This window comes from Streptomyces sp. NPDC001220 (assembly GCF_053597895.1).
Genome location: NZ_JBSFJE010000004.1, coordinates 514,970 through 533,377 on the forward strand (window position 1 = coordinate 514,970; position 18,408 = coordinate 533,377).

15 protein-coding genes are annotated in these 18,408 nt (G+C 70.3%); 10 read left to right on the forward strand and 5 right to left on the reverse strand.

Annotated features, from left to right (window positions below):
• Positions 1 to 68: 68 nt before the first annotated feature.
• Entirely contained in the window at positions 69 to 596 is a 528-nt protein-coding gene (locus ACWDGI_RS12925) for a hypothetical protein (protein ID WP_450758270.1), read from the reverse strand.
• A gap of 378 nt (positions 597 to 974) precedes the next feature.
• Between ACWDGI_RS12925 and ACWDGI_RS12930 the strand changes: the two genes are divergently transcribed.
• From ACWDGI_RS12930 to sbnA, 6 genes are all read left to right on the forward strand, one after another.
• Positions 975 to 1,289, forward strand: coding sequence for a hypothetical protein (locus ACWDGI_RS12930; protein ID WP_450758272.1), 315 nt, complete (start codon positions 975 to 977; stop codon positions 1,287 to 1,289).
• A 572-nt stretch (positions 1,290 to 1,861) separates the two neighbouring features.
• Positions 1,862 to 4,441 carry a Pls/PosA family non-ribosomal peptide synthetase gene (locus ACWDGI_RS12935; RefSeq protein ID WP_450758274.1) on the forward strand — a complete coding sequence of 860 codons (2,580 nt, stop codon included), beginning with the start codon at positions 1,862 to 1,864 and terminating at the stop codon, positions 4,439 to 4,441.
• A gap of 13 nt (positions 4,442 to 4,454) precedes the next feature.
• Entirely contained in the window at positions 4,455 to 7,706 is a 3,252-nt protein-coding gene (locus ACWDGI_RS12940) for a non-ribosomal peptide synthetase (protein ID WP_450758276.1), read from the forward strand.
• Positions 7,707 to 7,747: 41 nt separating this feature from the next.
• Positions 7,748 to 8,752: a TauD/TfdA family dioxygenase gene (locus tag ACWDGI_RS12945; protein WP_450758278.1), complete on the forward strand. Its 1,005-nt coding sequence runs from the start codon at positions 7,748 to 7,750 to the stop codon at positions 8,750 to 8,752.
• Entirely contained in the window at positions 8,749 to 9,819 is a 1,071-nt protein-coding gene (gene sbnB, locus ACWDGI_RS12950; protein ID WP_450758280.1) for a 2,3-diaminopropionate biosynthesis protein SbnB, read from the forward strand. Before ACWDGI_RS12945 ends, sbnB begins: the two co-directional genes overlap by 4 nt.
• A gap of 36 nt (positions 9,820 to 9,855) precedes the next feature.
• The gene (gene sbnA / locus ACWDGI_RS12955; protein ID WP_450758282.1) at positions 9,856 to 10,899 is read left to right on the forward strand and encodes a 2,3-diaminopropionate biosynthesis protein SbnA; all 1,044 of its coding nucleotides are present in this window, start codon (positions 9,856 to 9,858) and stop codon (positions 10,897 to 10,899) included.
• Positions 10,900 to 11,018: 119 nt separating this feature from the next.
• On the opposite strand, the gene ACWDGI_RS12960 is transcribed toward sbnA, so the two are convergent.
• Positions 11,019 to 11,759: a VOC family protein gene (locus ACWDGI_RS12960; protein ID WP_450758284.1), complete on the reverse strand. Its 741-nt coding sequence runs from the start codon at positions 11,757 to 11,759 to the stop codon at positions 11,019 to 11,021.
• A gap of 186 nt (positions 11,760 to 11,945) precedes the next feature.
• Positions 11,946 to 12,920 carry a D-cysteine desulfhydrase family protein gene (locus ACWDGI_RS12965; protein WP_450758286.1) on the reverse strand — a complete coding sequence of 325 codons (975 nt, stop codon included), beginning with the start codon at positions 12,918 to 12,920 and terminating at the stop codon, positions 11,946 to 11,948.
• A 309-nt stretch (positions 12,921 to 13,229) separates the two neighbouring features.
• Here ACWDGI_RS12965 and ACWDGI_RS12970 point away from each other — a divergent pair, with 309 nt between their 5' ends.
• Complete coding sequence (locus ACWDGI_RS12970; protein WP_450758288.1) at positions 13,230 to 13,700, forward strand: SRPBCC family protein; 471 nt, start codon at positions 13,230 to 13,232, stop codon at positions 13,698 to 13,700.
• Positions 13,693 to 15,282 carry a phytoene desaturase family protein gene (locus tag ACWDGI_RS12975; RefSeq protein ID WP_450758290.1) on the forward strand — a complete coding sequence of 530 codons (1,590 nt, stop codon included), beginning with the start codon at positions 13,693 to 13,695 and terminating at the stop codon, positions 15,280 to 15,282. Before ACWDGI_RS12970 ends, ACWDGI_RS12975 begins: the two co-directional genes overlap by 8 nt.
• Before the next feature lie 64 nt (positions 15,283 to 15,346).
• Here ACWDGI_RS12975 and ACWDGI_RS12980 read toward each other — a convergent pair whose 3' ends face one another.
• Together ACWDGI_RS12980 and ACWDGI_RS12985 are read right to left on the reverse strand one after the other, a co-directional pair.
• Positions 15,347 to 16,357, reverse strand: coding sequence for an SRPBCC family protein (locus ACWDGI_RS12980; protein WP_450758292.1), 1,011 nt, complete (start codon positions 16,355 to 16,357; stop codon positions 15,347 to 15,349).
• Positions 16,358 to 16,360: 3 nt separating this feature from the next.
• Positions 16,361 to 17,281, reverse strand: coding sequence for a histone protein (locus ACWDGI_RS12985; RefSeq protein WP_450758294.1), 921 nt, complete (start codon positions 17,279 to 17,281; stop codon positions 16,361 to 16,363).
• A 253-nt stretch (positions 17,282 to 17,534) separates the two neighbouring features.
• Here ACWDGI_RS12985 and ACWDGI_RS12990 point away from each other — a divergent pair, with 253 nt between their 5' ends.
• Positions 17,535 to 17,879: a gas vesicle protein GvpO gene (locus ACWDGI_RS12990; RefSeq protein WP_450758296.1), complete on the forward strand. Its 345-nt coding sequence runs from the start codon at positions 17,535 to 17,537 to the stop codon at positions 17,877 to 17,879.
• 28 nt (positions 17,880 to 17,907) lie between these two features.
• Positions 17,908 to 18,396, forward strand: a complete 489-nt coding sequence (locus ACWDGI_RS12995) for a gas vesicle structural protein GvpA (protein WP_450758298.1) — start codon at positions 17,908 to 17,910, stop codon at positions 18,394 to 18,396.
• The last annotated feature ends 12 nt before the right edge of the window (positions 18,397 to 18,408 follow it).

Consider the following 18,408-nt stretch of genomic DNA (forward strand, 5'->3'; position numbering starts at 1 on the left):
GGGAAGGAGCGCCCGGCCCCGGACCATCGGCTGATCGCAGACCTTTTCAGGTCATCCGCGACAGGTCGTCAGGCGCACAGAACGCGCGTCTCGGGCGTGTAGACCGGGCCGCCGCTCGTGTTCGTGGAGTCGCTGAACTCGGCGTAGAAGTACGAGTAGAAGCCGATGTTGCCGTTGCAGCCGGAGTCGGCGGCGACGCTGAGCGTCAGGTTGACGGTCCGGCTCTGCCCGGGCGGGACGGTGGCGCCGTAGTCGGCGCCGAGGTCGGTGGGCCCGGTGCCGGAGCAGGTGGTGCTGGTGCCGTCGGCCGCGGCCAGGCTGCAGCCGGTGAAGCTGTACTTCAGGTCGGGGCGCTGCGTGGTCAGATAGGTCGGGTCGATCGTCTGGTACACGAACCAGATGTCGTACGTCCTGTTGTTGGTGATCGTCGTCGACAGGTTCACCGTGCCGCCGGGCGTGGTGGTCGCGGCGTTCGTGGCGAAGGTGAGCTCGGCCGGCGCCGGGTCGGCGCTCGCGCCGGGGGCCAGTCCGAAGACGGCCAGGGTGAGGGCGAGGACGGCGCCGAGGCCGAAGCGTCTCATGAGTGGTGATGGCATGGCCGGGACGCTAGGCAGCCGGGCCCGCGGCGTCTTCTCCCGGCGACCGAGCAGGCACCCTGGGCGACCGAAAGTGCGTGCATCGTGAAGGACATGTGACCGATGCGTGATGGCGTAATCATCGGGTCAAACGCGCACGTGACCGGCGCGCTCCGGAACGGCCGCCCGGCCCGGCGCCGAGTACCGCCCGCGTCGCCTCGGGAGGGTGGCTAATGGCGTGTACCGCATGCACCGGACCCCCCTCCCGCCCCTCCGCCTCCCGGGGGTTCTCGGCCATCCGCCGGTTTCCGGCCCGGCCCGCCGCTCGCCGCCGATGCGCCGCCCTGAGGCCCGGCCCGGCGGTCGGCGCCCGCTGTGACGGGAGGCCGGACTTCGGGCGTGTCGAGCGCCGTGACCGGCCGGAACGATGTCGCAACGATGCGCATCGGCCGGCGCCCCGCCCGCATGACCCGGCTCGGTACGGGGCATTCGGCAATCATGAAAGACGCGCCTGTGGTGGTGCAGCCGCCGGGCCCCGACGGTGGCAGGCGGGTGACCATCCGCGGAGAGTATGTCGGCACCGCGTATCACCTGCTCGACGTCGTCGAGTTCCTGCGCCGGGCCGGGCTGCCCGAGGCCAATACGACGGTCGACGACCCGGATCTGATCGAGTGGCGCGGCATGGGCCCCAAGGCCTGGACGGCCGCCGGCTGATCCGGACGCGGCCCGCTGCCGGGACGTGACCCGCACAGGGTCGTGGCCCGGCCTGTAGGCGTGCTCGTACGGCCGAGATCGTCGTTACGGCGCCGAGATCGCCGTTGTCCCGTACGGCCGTGATGGCCGTTGGCCCCGTTACGGCGCCACGATCGCCGTTGTCGCGGACGGCCGGGATGGCGTTGATCCGGACGGCCACGATTACGTTGTCCCGGACGGCCACGATGACGTTGTCCCGTACGGCCGCGATCGTCGCTGGGGCGTGTCGGAGGCACTCCCGTCATGACTCCTGGGCACCGGGCGACTCCCTTGTGTGACCGCGGCAGCCTCCCGGGCGCGTCCCGCTTCCCCGATGCGCTCCCGGCCCGGGGGCGCGCACTCCCGGATGGGGGGCCGCCATGTGGGTGAACGGTGCAGGACCCGCCCCGGCCTGATTCCCGGGGGACAGGGCCGAGGCCGTCGTTCTTTCCGAACCGTTAGATCCATGGCAAAAGTGGCAGACGTCGATCTCTCTGGACAAACTGAATCCGCCGGTTCGTGATCAGGAACATCCACGTTCTCCAGGAGATCGCATGGTGGAACAGTCCTCCGAGGTCGTTTCGGAGCCGGATGAATCCGTCGTCGCGCTGAGCGACACCGGCCGCAGGGCGGCGGAGACCGAGCGGCGGCTCGCGCGGGCACTGGCCGACCTCCTGGACGCCGAGAGCGTCCCCGTCGACGGCCACTTCTTCGCCGACCTAGGCGCCAACTCCCTGGTCATGGCCCAGTTCTGCGCACGAATACGCAAGGCGGAGGATCTGCCCTCGCCGTCCATGAAGGACATCTACCAGCACCCCACGATCCAGAGTCTGGCCACCGCGCTCGGGGATCCCGCACCCGCCCCCGACCAGCCGGCGGACGCCCCGTCCACGGCGGCGCCCCCGCCACCGGCTCCGGGGCCGCGCGGGAAGCGGATCGCCCATCTGCTCTGCGGAACTGCCCAGTTGCTGGTCTTCCTGGGCTACTCGCTGGTCTCCGGATTCGCCACCGCCGCGGGGTACGAGTGGATCGCCGGCGGTTCGGGCCTGGCCGAAATCTATCTGCGGTCGGTGCTGTTCGGAGGCATCGCGTTCGTGGCGCTCTGCGCCTTCCCGATCGCCGCCAAATGGCTGCTCGTCGGACGCTGGCGGCCCGGTGAGTTCCCCGTCTGGGGCCTGGCGTACCTGCGCTTCTGGCTCGTCAAGGTGCTGCTCCACGCGAATCCCATGGTCTTCCTCGCCGGAACCCCGCTGTACGTGCTGTACCTGCGGGCCCTCGGCGCACGGATCGGCAAGGGCGTCACGATCTTCTCCCACTCCGTCCCGGTCTGCACCGACCTTCTGACGATCGGCGCGGGGACCGTGGTCCGCAAGGACGCGTTCCTCCTCTGCTACCGGGCCCACGCGGGACACATCCAGACCGGCCGGGTCACCCTGGGCGCGGACGTCTTCGTCGGCGAGAAGACCGTCCTGGACATCGACACCGCCATGGGCGACGGTGCCCAACTCGGCCACTCGTCCGCCCTGTACCGCGGTCAGGCGGTGCCGGCCGGCGAGCACTGGCACGGATCCCCGGCGGAACCCACCCGGGTCGACTACGCCAGGGTCGCCCCCGCCCGCTGCGGCACCCTGCGCCGGGCCTGGTTCGGCCTCGGCACCCTGACGCAGATGTTCCTCCTGTACATCCCGCTGTTCGTCGGCGGTGCGTACATGCTCTTCACCGAGGTACCGACGATCGGCAAGCGGCTCGACCCGCAGTCGGCCGCCCTCAAACCCTCGGAACTGCTCCCCGACGCGCTCGTGCTCTCCCTCGTCCTGTTCTTCGGGTTCGTGGTCCTGGGCCTGCTGACCCTGTGCACCGTGCCGCGTCTGGTGGGCCTGGTCCTCAAGCCCGACAAGGTCTATCCGCTCTACGGATTCCACTACGTGCTGCAACGGACCACGGCCCGCATGACGAACATCAAGTTCTTCACCTGGCTCTTCGGCGACAGCTCGTACATCGTCCACTACCTCCGCGGTATCGGATACGACCTGTCACGCGTCGAGCAGACCGGCTCGAACTTCGGCACCGAAGTGCAGCACGAGTCGCCCCTGCTGGTCACCGTCGGCAGCGGAACGATGATCGCCGACGGCCTCTCCGTCCTCAACGCCGACTTCTCCAGCACCTCGTTCCGGCTGTCCAGGGTGGAGATCGGGCCGAACAACTTCCTGGGCAACAACATCGCCTATCCGGCGGGCGGCAGGACGGGCGCGAACTGCCTGCTGGCGACGAAGGTGATGGTTCCCCTCGACGGCGAGATCCGGGAAGGCGTGGGCCTCCTCGGCTCACCGTGCTTCGAGATCCCCCGCACGGTGGACCGCGACACCCGGTTCGACCACCTCAGAACCGGCGACACACTGCGCCACCGGCTCGCCGCGAAGAACCGCTACAACCTCCGCTCCATGGCGGGCATGCTGCTCGTGCGCTGGCTGCACACCTTCGCGCTCACCCTCTTCGGACTCGCCTCCGTGGACCTGTACGGCGTGGTCGGACACGTGGTGATCGGCGGATACCTGGCCTTCACGCTGGCCTTCTCCACCGCGTACTTCATCCTGGTGGAGCGCTGCATCGCAGCCTTCCGGGCGCTGCGCCCCCGGTTGTGCTCCATCTACGACCCGTACTTCTGGTGGCACGAGCGGCTGTGGAAGGTCCCGGACCACTATCTCAACATCTTCAACGGCACCCCGTTCAAGACCCTGGTCTGGCGGCTGCTGGGCGTGCGCATCGGCCGCCGGGTGTTCGACGACGGTGTCTACATGACCGAGCGGACGCTCAGCACCATCGGCGACGACTGCACCCTCAACGCCGCCAGCAAGATCCAGTGCCACTCGCAGGAGGACGGCACCTTCAAGTCCGACGTCACCACCCTCGGCGCCGGCTGCACCCTCGGCATCGCCGCCCATGTGCACTACGGCGTGACCATGGGCGACGGCTCGGTACTGGCGCCCGACGCCTTCCTCATGAAGGGCGAGGAAGTCCCCCCGAACGCCCAGTGGGGCGGCAATCCCGCGGTGGACATGCCGGAGATCGGCAGCCGGCCCGGCATCGGCCGGACCACGTCAGCAGCCAACGCCGCCACGGCGACCGTGAGTTGAGGAAGGCCATTCGATGGGAACGCGCGTGGAATCGGACCGGGAGTTCTGGAGCCGGACACTGACCGCAGGCGGTGCCACCGCCGTGCCCCGGTGGGCTCCGCAACCGGTCCACGATTCGGCCGAGCACGAGATACCCGTGCCGGACGACACGACCGGGGCGGTGCGGGCACTGGCCGGGCAACGGGGCATGCCGGTCGGCGTGCTGATGCTGGCCGCACACCTCAAGGTGCTGGCCGTGCTCTCCGGCGAACCCGAGGTGGTCACGGGGTACGCCACCGGCGCGGGCGGCGAGCCGCTGCCGTGCCGGGCGTCCGTCCCCGCCGGGTCCTGGCCGGCCCTGCTCACGGCCGCGCACGACGCCCAGGCGGAAGTGCTGGCCCACCGCGATTTCCCGGTGGCGGAGCTACGGCGCGAACTCGGCCTGACGGAGCCGCCGTACGAGGTCGTGTGCGGGCCGACGGAAGCCCACGAGGCCCACGCCGACGACGGTGTCCTGCACGTGCGCTGGTCCGACCGGGACGGACGCCTGACCCTGCACCTGCGGTACCGCACGGACGTACTCGACGCCCGGGCCGCCGCCCGTATCGGCGGCTACCACCTGACCGCGCTGCGGCTGATGACCGCGGAGCCCGACGCCGACCACACCCACCAGAGCCTGCTGTCCGCCGAGGAGGAACGCGAGCAGCTGGACGGCCTGGCCGGGCCCGACCGCCCGCTGCCGGACGCGCGGGCACACGAACTGTTCGAGCAGCGCGCCCGGACGCATCCGGAGGCGGTGGCCGCCGTACACGGCGAGCAGCAGTGGACGTACGGCGAACTCGACCGGCGGGCCAACCGGCTGGCGCGCGCCCTGCTGGCCAGGGGCCTCGGCCGGGAGGACGTCGTCGCGGTCGTCACCGAGCGCAACCTCGACTGGCTGGCGGCCGTGCTGGCGGTGTTCAAGGCGGGCGGCGCGTATCTGCCGATCGAACCGCACTTCCCGGCCGGCCGGATCGCCGCGACGCTGTCCCGGGCGGAATGCCGGCTGGTCCTGACCGAATCCGGCAGCACCCACACCCTCGACGAGGCCCTGGCCACCCTGCGGGGCGTCGAGAAGCTCCTGACGGAGACGGCGTACGCCGAATCGCACGCCGACGACGGACCCGGCATCCAAGTCGACCCCGACCAACTCGCCTACATCTACTTCACGTCCGGCTCCACCGGCGAGCCCAAGGGCGCGATGTGCGAGCACGCGGGCATGCTCAACCACCTCCACGCCAAGATCGACGACCTGGCGATCGGCGAGGGATCGGTGGTCGCGCAGACCGCCCCGCAGTGCTTCGACATCTCCCTGTGGCAGCTGCTGGCCCCGCTGCTGGCGGGCGGGCGGACCCTGCTCGTCGAGCAGGACGTGATCACCGACGTGGAGCGGTTCGTCGGCACCCTGGAACGCGGCCGGGTCGCCGTGGCGCAGCTCGTGCCGTCGTATCTGGAGGTCGTCGTCTCCTATCTGGAGCGGCACCCGCGCATGCTCCCGGACCTGCGTTGTGTGTCGGTGACCGGCGAGGCGCTCAAACGGGAGCTGGTCCAGCGCTGGTTCGCGGTCCAGCCGGGCATCGAACTGCTCAACGCCTACGGTCTGACGGAGACGTCGGACGACACCAACCACGAGGTCCTCCGGGAGGTGCCCGAACGGGTGCTGCTGGGGCGGCCCGTCGGCAACGTGCGCGTCCATGTCGTCGACGAGAACCTGTCGTTGGTACCGCTGGGCGCCCCCGGACTGATCGCGTTCTCCGGAGTCTGTGTGGGCCGTGGGTACGTCAACGATCCCGAACGCACCCGGGAGGCGTACCGGACGGACCCGTACCGGCCCGGCGAACGGCTCTACCTGGGCGGGGACTGGGGCCGCTGGCACCCCGGCGGCAAACTGGAGTTCCTCGGCCGCCGGGACAACCAGGTCAAGATCCGCGGCTTCCGGATCGAGATCGGCGAGATCGAGAACTCCCTGCTGCGCGTGGACGGGGTACGGGACGGCGCGGTGGTCGTCGCCGAACGGACCGGTGGCGGAAAGCAGTTGATCGCCTTCTACTCCGGCCAGGAGCAGGAACCGGAAGTGCTGCGCAAGGCACTCGGCGCGGCGCTGCCCGGCTACATGGTGCCGTCGGCCTTCCACTGGCAGGACAGCCTGCCGCTGACCGCCAACGGCAAGATCGACCGAAAGGCCCTGACCGCACGGGCCGAGCAGTCGCCACCGGACACGGAGACCGCGGACGCCGCCGCCCCGCTCAGCCCGACCGAGCGGCGGCTGGCCGCGGCCTGGGCCGAACTGCTGGGGGTGCCCGAGCGGCGGATCGGCCGCACGGACCACTTCTTCGACGCCGGCGGCACCTCCCTCACCGCGGTCAAACTCAGCCTCGCCCTCGACCGCGCGGTGTCCCTGAAGGACATCACCCGGCACCCGGTCCTGGCCGACCTGGCCGCCCTCCTCGACGGCACGGCCCGGCAGCGCCCGGAACTGCTGCTGCCGCTGTCGGGCGGGAGCCGCGCCCCGGAGTGCGCCCTGGTCTGCTTCCCGTACGCGGGCGGCAACGCCGTCAACTACCAGCCGATGGCGAGCGCGCTGGCGGGCAGCGGCCTGCCGGTCCTCGCCGTGGACCTGCCCGGCCACAACCTGGCCGCACCCCCCGAGCCGTTCGTGTCCATCGAGCAGGTGGCCGAGCGGGCCGTCGCCGAGATCACGGCCCGCGGCCTGACCCGGGTCGTGCTGTGGGGCCACTCCTCGGGCACCGCGGCGGCCGTCGAGACCGCCCTGAGGCTCCAGCAGCGCGGTGTGCGCGTGGCCCGGGTCTTCCTCGGCGCGCAACTGCTCGGCACCGCCGGCGACCGGTTCGCCGCCATCGTCGAACTGACCGGCAGCAGCGACGCCGAGATCGCCGAGCGGCTGACCGCGGACGGCGGCTACGCGGAACTCGTCGAACTCAACCCGCCGCACGCCGAACACATCGCCGCCGCCTACCGGTACGACTGCGTCGCCGCGCACCGCTACTTCCACCAGGTCCTGGAATCCCCGCCGCCGGTGAAACTGACCGCGCCGGTCTCGGTGGTCGTCGCAGCCGACGACCCGCACACCGCCGGCCACGCCCAGCGTCACCGGGACTGGCTGCTCCTGGCCGACCACGTCGACCTCCACGAACTCGCCGACGGGGGCCACCACTTCCTGCGCACCCGTCCGGCCGAGACGGCACAGGCCGTCCTGAACGCCGTCCTTCCCCTCGCCTCCTCCTGACCCCCGTCACACTCCAGGCGGTCGACCGAAAGGAACCCGAGATGCCGTTCTCCTCCCTGGCATCACCACTCGACGTGGAGCTGCGGCCGGACAAACCGGCACTGCTGTGCGTCGATCCCCCCGACGACGCCCCCAAGTGGACGGCCGAGCACCGCGACGCGCTGCGCGCCCAGGTCACCGAGCACGGGGCGCTGGTCGTCCGCGGTCTCGGACTGCGCGATGCGGGCCGGGCCGGTGCCGTCTTCGGCCGGCTGGCCGGTGACCTCATGACGGAGCGGGAGGCCTTCGCGCCCCGTGAGGCCCACGGCCGGGGGCTCTACTCCTCCACGCCCTGGCCCGACAACCAGCCGATGTGCATGCACCACGAGCTGAGCTACCAGCAGCAGGTGCCCGGCCTGCTGCTGTTCGCCTGTCTCACCGCGCCCGAGCAGGGCGGGGCGACGGCGGTGGCCGACGCCGAAGAGGTGCTGCGGGCACTGCCCACCGGACTCACCGAACGGTTCGAGCGCGAGGGCTGGATCCTGACCCGCAGCTACAACGACGAGATCGGGGCGAGCCTCGCGGAGTCGTTCGGCACCGCCGACCGCGCCGAGATCGAGCACTACTGCCGCATGAACGGCATCAGTTGCACCTGGCAGGCCGACGGCACCTTGCGCACCGAGCAGCGCCGCGCCGCCGTCGTCCGGCACCCGCTCACCGGCCGGCGCTGCTGGTTCAACCAGATCGCCTTCCTCAACGAGTGGACGCTGGACCCGGAGGTACGCGAGTACCTCCTCGACGTCTACGGCCCCGAGGGGCTCCCGTTCAACACCCGCCACGGCGACGGCACCCCGATCGACGAGGACGTCGTCCGGATCGTCAACAGCACCTACGAGGCGCACACCAGGCGCGAACCCTGGCAGGCCGGTGACCTGCTGCTCGTGGACAACATCGGCAGCGCGCACAGCAGGGAGGCGTTCACCGGAGAGCGCCAGGTGCTGGTCGGCCTGGGCGAGCCCCTGCGGCCCGCCGACGACTGCCCGGCCCTGGAGGCGAGCGAGCGATGACCGACACCCTGTCGAACGCCACCCGGTCCGCCGTGCCCGACGGGCCGGCCGTACCCACCTTCGCGGTGATCACCGGCGAACAGGTCAAGCAGGCACTGAGCGGACGTGAGAAACCGCTCGTGGAGCTGGTCGAGACCGTCTACCGGCTGCACGACGCGGGCGACTCGGTCAACCCGCCGTCGTACTTCCTGCGCTTCGCCGACCGCCCCACCTCGCGGATCATCGCGCTGCCGGCCTCCCTCGGCGGCCAGGTCCACGTGGACGGCCTGAAGTGGATCTCCAGCTTCCCGGAGAACGTGAGCACCGGGCTGCCGCGGGCCTCCGCGGTGCTCATCCTCAACGACCACGACACGGGCTACCCGTTCGCCTGCCTGGAGAGCTCGATCATCAGCGCCACCAGGACGGCCGCCTCCGCGGCGCTGGCCGCCGACTGGCTCAGCCGCAACCGGACCCGCCCCACCCGGGTCGGGTTCTTCGGCACGGGCCTGATCGCCCGTTACATCCACACCTTCCTGGCCGGCACGGGCTGGGACTTCGACGAGATCGGCGTGCACGACGTGTCCGCCGACAGCGCGGCCGGCTTCCGCGGCTACCTGCGGGAGACCGGCACGGCCGCGCACATCACCGTCCACGACACCGCCGAAGACCTGGTCCGCGCCAGCGACCTGGTGGTCTTCGCCACCATCGCAGGCCGGCCGCACGTCACCGACCAGGCCCTGTTCAGCCACAACCCGCTGGTCCTGCACGTCTCCCTGCGCGACCTCGCCCCGGAGATCCTGCTGGGCGCGGCCAACTTCGTCGACGACGTCGAGCACTGTCTCAAGGCCGACACGTCGCCCCACCTGGCCGAACAGCTCAGCGGCAACCGGGACTTCCTGAACGGAACCCTCGGCGACGTCATGGCCGGAAGGGCCGCGCCGCCGGCCGACCGACCGGTGATCTTCTCGCCCTTCGGACTCGGCGTCCTCGACCTCGCCGTCGGCAAGCACGTCTACGACGAGGTGTCCCGAGCGGGGAACCTGCGTCTCATCGATGACTTCTTCCACGAACTGCGTCGGTACGGCTGAGGCCGTGGTCCTCGGCCCGGCACCAGGAGGCCCGCCGTGCCTGTCATATCCGCTCCCCACGCCTTCAACGAGGGCGACCTCTTCGTCGATCTCGCGTCGATCTGCGGATACCCGCTCTACCTGAAGTGCGAGGCGTTCAACTTCGCCGGCTCCATCAAGCTGAAGGCCGCGAACGAGATGGTGGAGAGCGCCGAGCGGGACGGGATCCTGACTGCGGATTCCGTCCTCGTGGAGTCCTCCTCCGGAAACCTCGGCGTCGCGCTCAGCATGATCGCCGCAAGCAAGGGCTACCGGTTTCTGTGTGTGACGGACTCCCGGTGCAACCTGTCGACCAGGCTCCTCATGGAGGCGCTCGGCAGCGAGGTGCACATCGTGGCCGACCAGGACGCCAACGGCGGATTCCTGGGCAAGCGGATCGACTACGTCCGCTCGCTGTGCGCCTCCGACGACCGATACGTCTGGCTCAGCCAGTACACCAACGCCGGCAACTGGCTGGCCCACTACCGTACGACGGCCCCCGAGATCGCCCGCCGGTTCCCGCAACTGGACGTGCTGTTCGTCGGGGCCGGCACCACCGGAACCCTGATGGGCTGCGCGCGCTACTTCCGCGAGTGGCCCAGACCGGTGCGGATCGTCGCCGTGGACGCGGCCGGCTCGGTGGCGTTCGGCGGCGAGCCGGGCCGCCGGATGATCCCGGGCCTCGGCATGAGCATGCGGCCGCCGCTGCTCGACGAGTCCCTCGTCGACGAGGTGATCAAGGTCGAGGAGCCGGACACCATCCGGATGTGCCATCGCATGGCCAGACACGGCTTCCTGTTCGGCGGCTCCACCGGAACCGTGGTCAGCGGCGCGACGGACTGGCTGTCCCGGCACGACACCGATGACCTCACCGCGGTGGCGGTCGCCCCCGACCTCGGGGAGCGGTACCTCGACACCATCTACCAGACCAACTGGCTCCAGGACCTGTACGGCGATCAGGTGCTCGACACCGACGTCGCCGACGGCACCGTAGAGACGAAAACCCCGACCCGGGAACCCAAGTCCGCGTCACGCGCGCCGGCCCGTCGCCGCCGCACCTGACCGCCGGCACCCAGCAGGACAGTCCCCCGGACGCCACCCCACCGGCGGTGTCCGGGGGACCGCTGGTCCCGCCGGAAGGTGTTCACGTCAGGGCGGCAGGCCTTCGAACTCCTCGAGGGTCAGGGCCGGGCGAGGACGCAGAACTCGTGGCCCTCCGGGTCGGCCAGGCATACCCATGAGACGTCGCCCTGACCGAGGTCGAGGTCGGTGGCGCCGAGGGACCGCAGCCGGGTCACCTCCGCCTCCTGACCGTCACCGGGGTACGGCACCAGGTCGAGATGGACGCGGTCCGGCACGGTCTTCGCGCCGGGCTTGCGGAGGAACTCGAGATACGGGCCGGTCCCCTTGGCGGAGCGCAACACCGCGTGACCGTCGGAAACCTCGCGCAGGGTCCAGTCCGTCGCCTCGGCCCAGAACCGGGCCATGGCCCGTGGGTCCGCGCAGTCGACCACCACCGCGGCGATCGGCCCGGTGTCCCGGTAGACCTCCCGGGGCTCCAGGACGCAGAACTCGTTGCCCTCGGGGTCGGCGAGGACCGTCCACGGCACGTCGCCCTGGCCCACGTCGGCGGGCGTCGCGCCGAGGGTTTGGAGGCGCGCGACCAACTCCGCCTGATGGGCGGCAGAGGTGGTGGCAAGGTCGAGGTGGATACGGTTCTTGGTCGTCGTCTTTGGTTCCGGGACGGTGACGACGTCGATGCCGACGGTGATCGGGTCCAGCCAGTCGAATCCGGCGGGTTGAACGGCGGTCACACCGGATCCCGCACCGGAAAGACCCCAGCCGAGCGCCTCCGCCCAGAACCGGCCGACAGCCGAGTCGTCAAGAGCCTTCATGTTCACCTGAACAAGGCGCAGCGTCATGCCGACGATCATAAGTGCGCTGCAACGACGTCCACGGATACCTCTGCCAACCGCCGTTGCCGCGCACCGCGTTCGTGAACGCCGCCAGGACCCCGGCGCGGAAGGTTCGCCGGGCTTCGTCCGTACGGCCTTCCAGGACGTTCCGTCCGGACGTCCGACCCAGGGGCCACGGCGCCGGCACCCCGTCTATGCCGGGAACACCCGAAGGACGGCGTCGAAGTGGTCGACTGCCTCGGCGTGGCCGAAGAGTCCGGCCAGGCCGCCGGTGTGCCAGAAAACGGTCGTCCGGCCAGGGGTGATGGTGCCGTCCCTGACCGCGGCCACGAGTCCGGCCATGGCCCGCCCCGTGTAGACGGGATCGAGTGCGATGCCTTCGGTGCGGGCCACGAGTTGCAGCGCCGCGGCGGTGGACTCGGTGAGCCGGCCGTAGCCGGAACCGACCTGGTCCGACCGGATGCGGAGCCGGTCCCGCACCGCGGTACCGGTGAGTTCGCCGGCCATGGCGGCGACCGCCGCGCCCGGGTCGTCCATCGCGCCGGTGTCGACGCCCAGTACACGGTCGGCGCCCAGCGCGGCGACCAGGCCGGCCATGGTGCCTCCCGAGCCCAGCGCGACGACGGCCAGGTCCAGCGAGGGAACCTGGGAAAGCAGCTCTTTGCCGGCCTGCACAAAGCCCCGGGCACCCACGGCGCTGGACCCACCGAACGGGATCAGCTCCGGGCGCGCCCCTCTGCGACGCAGTACCTCGACGACTTCCTCCGCGGCTGCGACAAGCTGTCGCAGGTCGGCGTCGCCTGCCCAGTGGACCTGAGCCCCGAAGAGGGCGTCCAGGGTCAGGTTTCCCGACCGTGACCCGCCAGGCGTGCCCGGAAAGACCAGCACCACATCGAGGCCGAGCTTCGCTCCGGCCGCGGCGGTCAGCCTTGCGTGATTCGACTGTGGAGCCCCCACCGTGACCAGGGTGTCCGCGCCGGCGGCCAGGGCCGCGCCGACCGTGTGCTCGAGTTTGCGGACCTTGTTTCCGCCTGCCCCCAAACCGATCAGATCGTCTCGCTTGATCCACAGATCCGTCTCCCGCAGGCCGAGGGCGGCGGCCAGACGCGGAGCCCTCTCCAACGGCGTCGGCCAACTTGCGAGGGACGTGGGCGGGGCAGGGGTCACGCGAGTTCCTCCAAGGGGAGACTTCCACCGATCACTCATCGTCAGTCGTATTGCACCTCCTGGAGCTGTCCATGTCCTGCCCGGCCCCCCGGTAGGCGGCGCGCCGCCCTCCTGTGCGGTCCGTGTGAGATGCGAGGGCATTCGAGTACGCGCACCATGGCCGTGACACCGCATGGCGGATGAAGGCGTCGGCCGTGCCCGGGTGTTCCAGCCCTGCGCGAGCGCCGGTGCGAACGCGGGCCCGCACTCCCGGTGCCGCGTGACGCGGCTGTGCGAGACATCGTCCGTTCCCGCAGAAGGGGCACCTCCGTGGCCGTCCACCATCAGCTGATCCGGCGTCCCCCGCACGCGGTGTGGGCGGTGCTGGCCGATCCGACTCGTTACGAGGAGTGGGTGGTGGGCCCCAGCGGCTCCGTGCCACTCGACCGGACCTGGCCCGCTGTCGGATCCAGGCTCCGCTACACCGTGCGGCTGGGGCCGTGGTCGGCCGACGGGGTGACGACGGTTCGCCACCAGGAACCGGGAAGTGAACTGGAACTGGAAGCCTCGTTCAAGCCGCTGGGCACCGCGAGGATCTTCCTCCAGCTCAGGCCATGGGGCGAGGAGGAAACCCTCGTCATCTGTGACGAGCACCCCCTGCGCGGCCTGGGAGGCACCCTCCACAACACCGCGAGTGAAGCGCTGCTCGTGCTGCGGCACCGGGGCATGCTGAAACGCCTGGCCAAGCTCGTGGAACAGGATCCCGCCGAGAAGGATCATGCCGGGGCCCGCCATGCCTGACGCGGTGGTGATCGGCGCCGGTCCCAATGGGCTGGTGGCGGCCAATGTGCTCGCGGACGCCGGGTGGAGCGTGGAGGTCCTGGAGGCACAGCAGGAGCCCGGAGGTGCCGTACGCAGCGATCGCGGTGTCCATCCCGACTACGTCTCCGATCTCTTCAGCGCCTTCTACCCGCTGGCCGCCGTGTCCCCGGTCCTCGCCCGCCTGGATCTCGCCGCGGAGGGACTGCGATGGAGTCACGCCCCACGCGTGCTGGCCCACCCGCTGCGGGACGGGAGATGTGCCGTGCTGGAGCGCAGGGTGCAGGAGACCGCAGCGGGGCTGGACGCGTTCGCGCCGGGCGACGGCGATGCCTGGCGGGACCTGTACGACGCCTGGAGGCGTGTCGGGCAGGACCTGGTGCAGGCCCTGTTCACGCCGTTCCCTCCGGTCCGCTCCGGGCTCCGGCTGGCGGCGAGGCTGCGGACCGCGGACGGACTGCGGCTGGCCCGGAACCTGGCGCTGCCGGTACGCCGCCTGGGCGACGAGGAGTTCCGGGGCGAGGCGGGACGGCTCCTGCTGGCCGGGAACGCCTTGCACGCCGACCTGGCCCCCGAGGCGGTGGGCAGCGGCGGATTCGGCTGGCTGATGTCGATGCTCGGACAGAGCCACGGCTTCCCGGTGCCCGTCGGCGGGGCGGGGGCCCTGACCGCGGCGCTCGTGAGCCGCCTGCGGCACCGCGGCGGCGTGCTGCGGTGCGGGGAGCGCGCCGTGTCCGTCGTCGTACGGGGCGGCAGGGCGGTGGGCGTCCGGACGGCCGGCGGCGAGACCGTCGGCGCGCGCCGCGCGGTGCTCGCGGACACGTCGGCGCCGGCCCTGTACCGGGACTTGGTGGGGGAGGAGCACCTTCCCTCCCGCCTCCTGCGGGACCTGGAACGCTTCCAGTGGGACTTCGCGACCTTCAAGGTCGACTGGGCCCTGACCGGCCCGGTGCCGTGGACCGCCCCGCAGGCCTCCGGCGCCGGAACGGTCCACGTGGCCGACGGGATGGACAGCCTGACCCGGTTCGCCTCGCAGATCGCCATGGGACAGGTCCCCGACGAGCCGTTCGCCCTGGTCGGGCAGATGACCACGGCGGATCCCAGCCGCTCACCCGCCGGCACGGAGTCGGCGTGGGCCTACACCCATGTCCCGCAGCACATCGCCTCCGACGCCGGCCCCGACCGCATCACCGGCCGCTGGGACACCCGCGAACAGGAAGCCATGGCGGACCGTGTCGAGGCCCAGGTGGAGCGGTTCGCGCCCGGCTTCCGCACCCGGATCCTCGCCCGCCGGATCCTGGCCCCCACCACCCTCCAGGCCATGGACGAGAACCTCCACAACGGCGCCATCAACAACGGCACCACCGCCCTGCACCAACAGGCCGTCTTCCGTCCCGTCCCCGGCACCGGCCGGCCCGAGACCCCGGTCAGGGGCCTCTACCTCGCCTCCGCGGCCGCCCACCCCGGCGGCGGAGTCCACGGAGCCCCCGGAGCGAACGCCGCCCGGGCGGCGCTACGGCCCTACGGACTGCACACCCTCCTGCACCGCGCCCAACGGATCTGAACCCACCGGGGAGCGGAGCCCCGGGGCGGGTCGAGCCGAGGGGGATCGCCCGGCACAGGCCGCGTCAGCGCCCGTTCTCCTCGGCCTCCTCGTCGTACTCCTCCTCCGGTTCCTCCTCGTCGTACTCCTCTTCCTCTTCTCCCTCTTCTCCCTCTTCTCCCTCTTCTTCTCCTTCTTCTCCCTCGGGGGTCTCCTCGTCTTCTTCGTCGTACTCCTCCTGGTCCTGGCCCTCGGCCTCCCCTTCCGCTTCCTCCTCTTCCAGTGCCTCCTCGTGGCTGCGGACCACCTCGCCGTCGCGGATCTCTCCGCGCCAGCCCTCGACCTCCTCGTCGGCGAAGGTGACGTAGCGCTGGAAGTTCTTGAAGTCCAGCCGCAATCGGCGGCCTTGGGCGCGCCACAGGTTGCCGGTCTTCTCGAAGAAGCCCGAGGGGTAGTACTCGACGACGAGCACGATGCGCGTCAGGTCGGGCGTGATTTCGTGGAAGCTGACACAGCCGTGGGTGGTGCCTTTCGCGCCCTCGGAGCTCCACACGATGCGTTCGTCCGGCACCTGCTCCTCGACCGATGCCTTCCAGCCGCGGGTCGACGGACCGACCTTCACCTTCCAGGTGCTGGCGACCTCGTCGTTCTTGGACACACTGCGTACGCCCTTGGTGAAGCCGCTGAACTCGTCATACTGGCTCCAGTAGTTGTACGCCGTGCGGATCGGGACACCCACGTCGAGCACTTCGATGATGTTCATGACCTTGGTGCTGCCGGCCTTGCCGCCGCCCCCTCCGCCGAAGATGCTCTTGACCTTGCCCACCACGTTGTCCTTGAGCCCCTTGGCCTTCTGACCCACGAATGCCTTCAGCGGGGAGTCGCCCTTGAGCATTCGACCGCCGACACCGGCGAGCATTCCCCCGCCCCCGCCCTCGGCCGAGTCGAGGAGATGGTCGGTGACATCGCCCAACTTGTCCCCTGCCTTGTCGGCGAGATGTTCCACCTGAGCACCGAGGTAGTCGACGACCTGTTCGCGGAGCAGGTCCAGACCCGAACTCTCTCCGTGGTTGTTGTCACGCTCTTTGTCGGCCATGACCTACCTCCGCCGCGCGGTGGTCTTCTTGGCTGCGGTCTTCTTCGCCGGTGCCGTCTTCCTGGCCGGGGCTTTCTTCTCGGCCGCCTTCTTCGGCGCGGTCTTCTTGGCAGTGGGCCTCTTCGCAGGAGCCTTCTTGGCAGGAGGCGGAGACTTCTTCGCGGCCTTCTTCGCCGGTGCCGCCTTCTTGGCCGGGGGCCGGTGCGACGCGGTCTTCTTCGCCGGCGCCGCCTTCCTCTCAGGAGCGGCCTTCTTGGCGGCCGCCTTACGGGGAGCGGGTTCGTCGGCGCGCTTCCTCGCCGCGGTTCCCGTCCGCCGACGGCGACGCTGTGGCGGTTCCTCCTCTTCCTCCTCTTCCTCCTCCTCAGGTTCCTCCTCGGGTTCTTCCTCCTCCTCGGCTTCCTCCTCCCCGGGTTCCTCCTCCTCGGGTTCTTCCTCCAGTTCGTCCTCCGGCTCTTCCCCCTCCGGCTCTTCCTCCTCCGGTTCCTCCTCCTCTCCCTCTTCCGCTTCTTCCTCGTCCTCGTAACGCCCCTCGCCCTCTTCCGGCTCCTCCTCGTCCTCCTCGTACTCGTCCTCGTCCTCGTCCTCTTCCTCTTCGTCCTCGTCCTTCTCCTGGCCGATGCGTTGCGTGCGCTCGCGGAGCGAGTCGGCGAGGTCGGTGAGGCGCCGATCGGCAGCGGCCGCCAGGGCCTTGCGGCCGGCGCCCAGCAGTTCGCCGCGCACCTGCTCGTTCAGCTCGGAGACCGCTGGAACCTCACCGATCTTGCGGAGTCCGGTCGTCAGCAGCTGTTGAGGGTCGAGCCCAAAGCGGCGGCCGGCAAGGTAAGTTGCCATGGTGAAGGCAAGGCGGGCCTTCTTCGTGCGTCCGAGCACATAGCCCGCTGCGACGGCGGCGGCGAGGCCGACCTTGGTCGTGTCGTTCATGAGCCGGTTCCCTTCACAAAGGGCAGGTGGAAACGCCCGCGTCCGGACCAACGCCCCGGTCCCGAACCCGCGATGGAGAAAGCGGATCGCACGCGCACCGTGCCTCACTGCCCGCTGTGCCGCAGACACACCATGCGACCGGCGGGCAGATCCCCGCGAAGTCATCCACGCTAGGGCGATATGTGTCCCTATATGATGAAATTATAGGGTTCGTGGATGGAATATGGCGCACGCTCCGACCACCGGAGAGATCATGGCCGCACCAGAACCCCGGAGGCGATCCAGCGGTCGGAGCCGCGGCTCCGACGGGGACAGCACGAGTGGTTCCCGCCGCTCCGGCAAGGGCGCCGCTTGGGCCATACGTTCCGCCGTCGGACAGCTCCAGGAGTTGCTCGGCCGTGCTCCCGAGTCCGTCTCGGCACTGAAGCCGACCGAGACCGGTTGGGAAGCCGACGTCGAGGTACTCGAATTGGAGCGTGTCCCCGAAACCACCAGCGTGATGGCCACCTATCGAGTGACGCTCGACGAGGAAGGCGATCTGGTGGGATACGAACGCAAGCGCCGCTATACGCGCGGCCAGATCGACCGGCGGGGCTGAGAAAGCACAGCCGGTGAAGGGAGGCACCATGACAGTGGTGCCGCAAAGTGGAGGCGGTGTCGCTCGCGGTGGCGGTGGCGGGACCGGCAGCCTCTACGACGTCCTGGAACTCATTCTTGACCGCGGACTTGTCATCGACGTGTTCGTCCGCGTGTCGCTGGTGGGGATCGAAATTCTGAAGATCGACGCTCGCATCGTCGTGGCCAGCGTCGACACCTATCTGCGTTTCGCCGAGGCGTGCAACCGTCTCGACCTCGAATCCGGGAGGAAGGCGCCCGCCCAGCTGACGGACATCGTCGGAGACACGGTCGAGAGCGGAGCCAAAGGCAAATCCAAGGGCGCTCTCTCCGGCGCGGCGGAAGCGGTCACCGATTCCCTCAAGGGGATCACCGGCCGTGACGACGCCGAGGAGGCCGAAGAAGAGGAGCCCGAGGAAGAGGACGAGGGCAAGGAAAGGCAACCCGTGGAGAGGCGACGGCGGCCGGTTCGGCGTACCTCCCGACGCGAGCGCGAATAAGGCTCGCCGCGC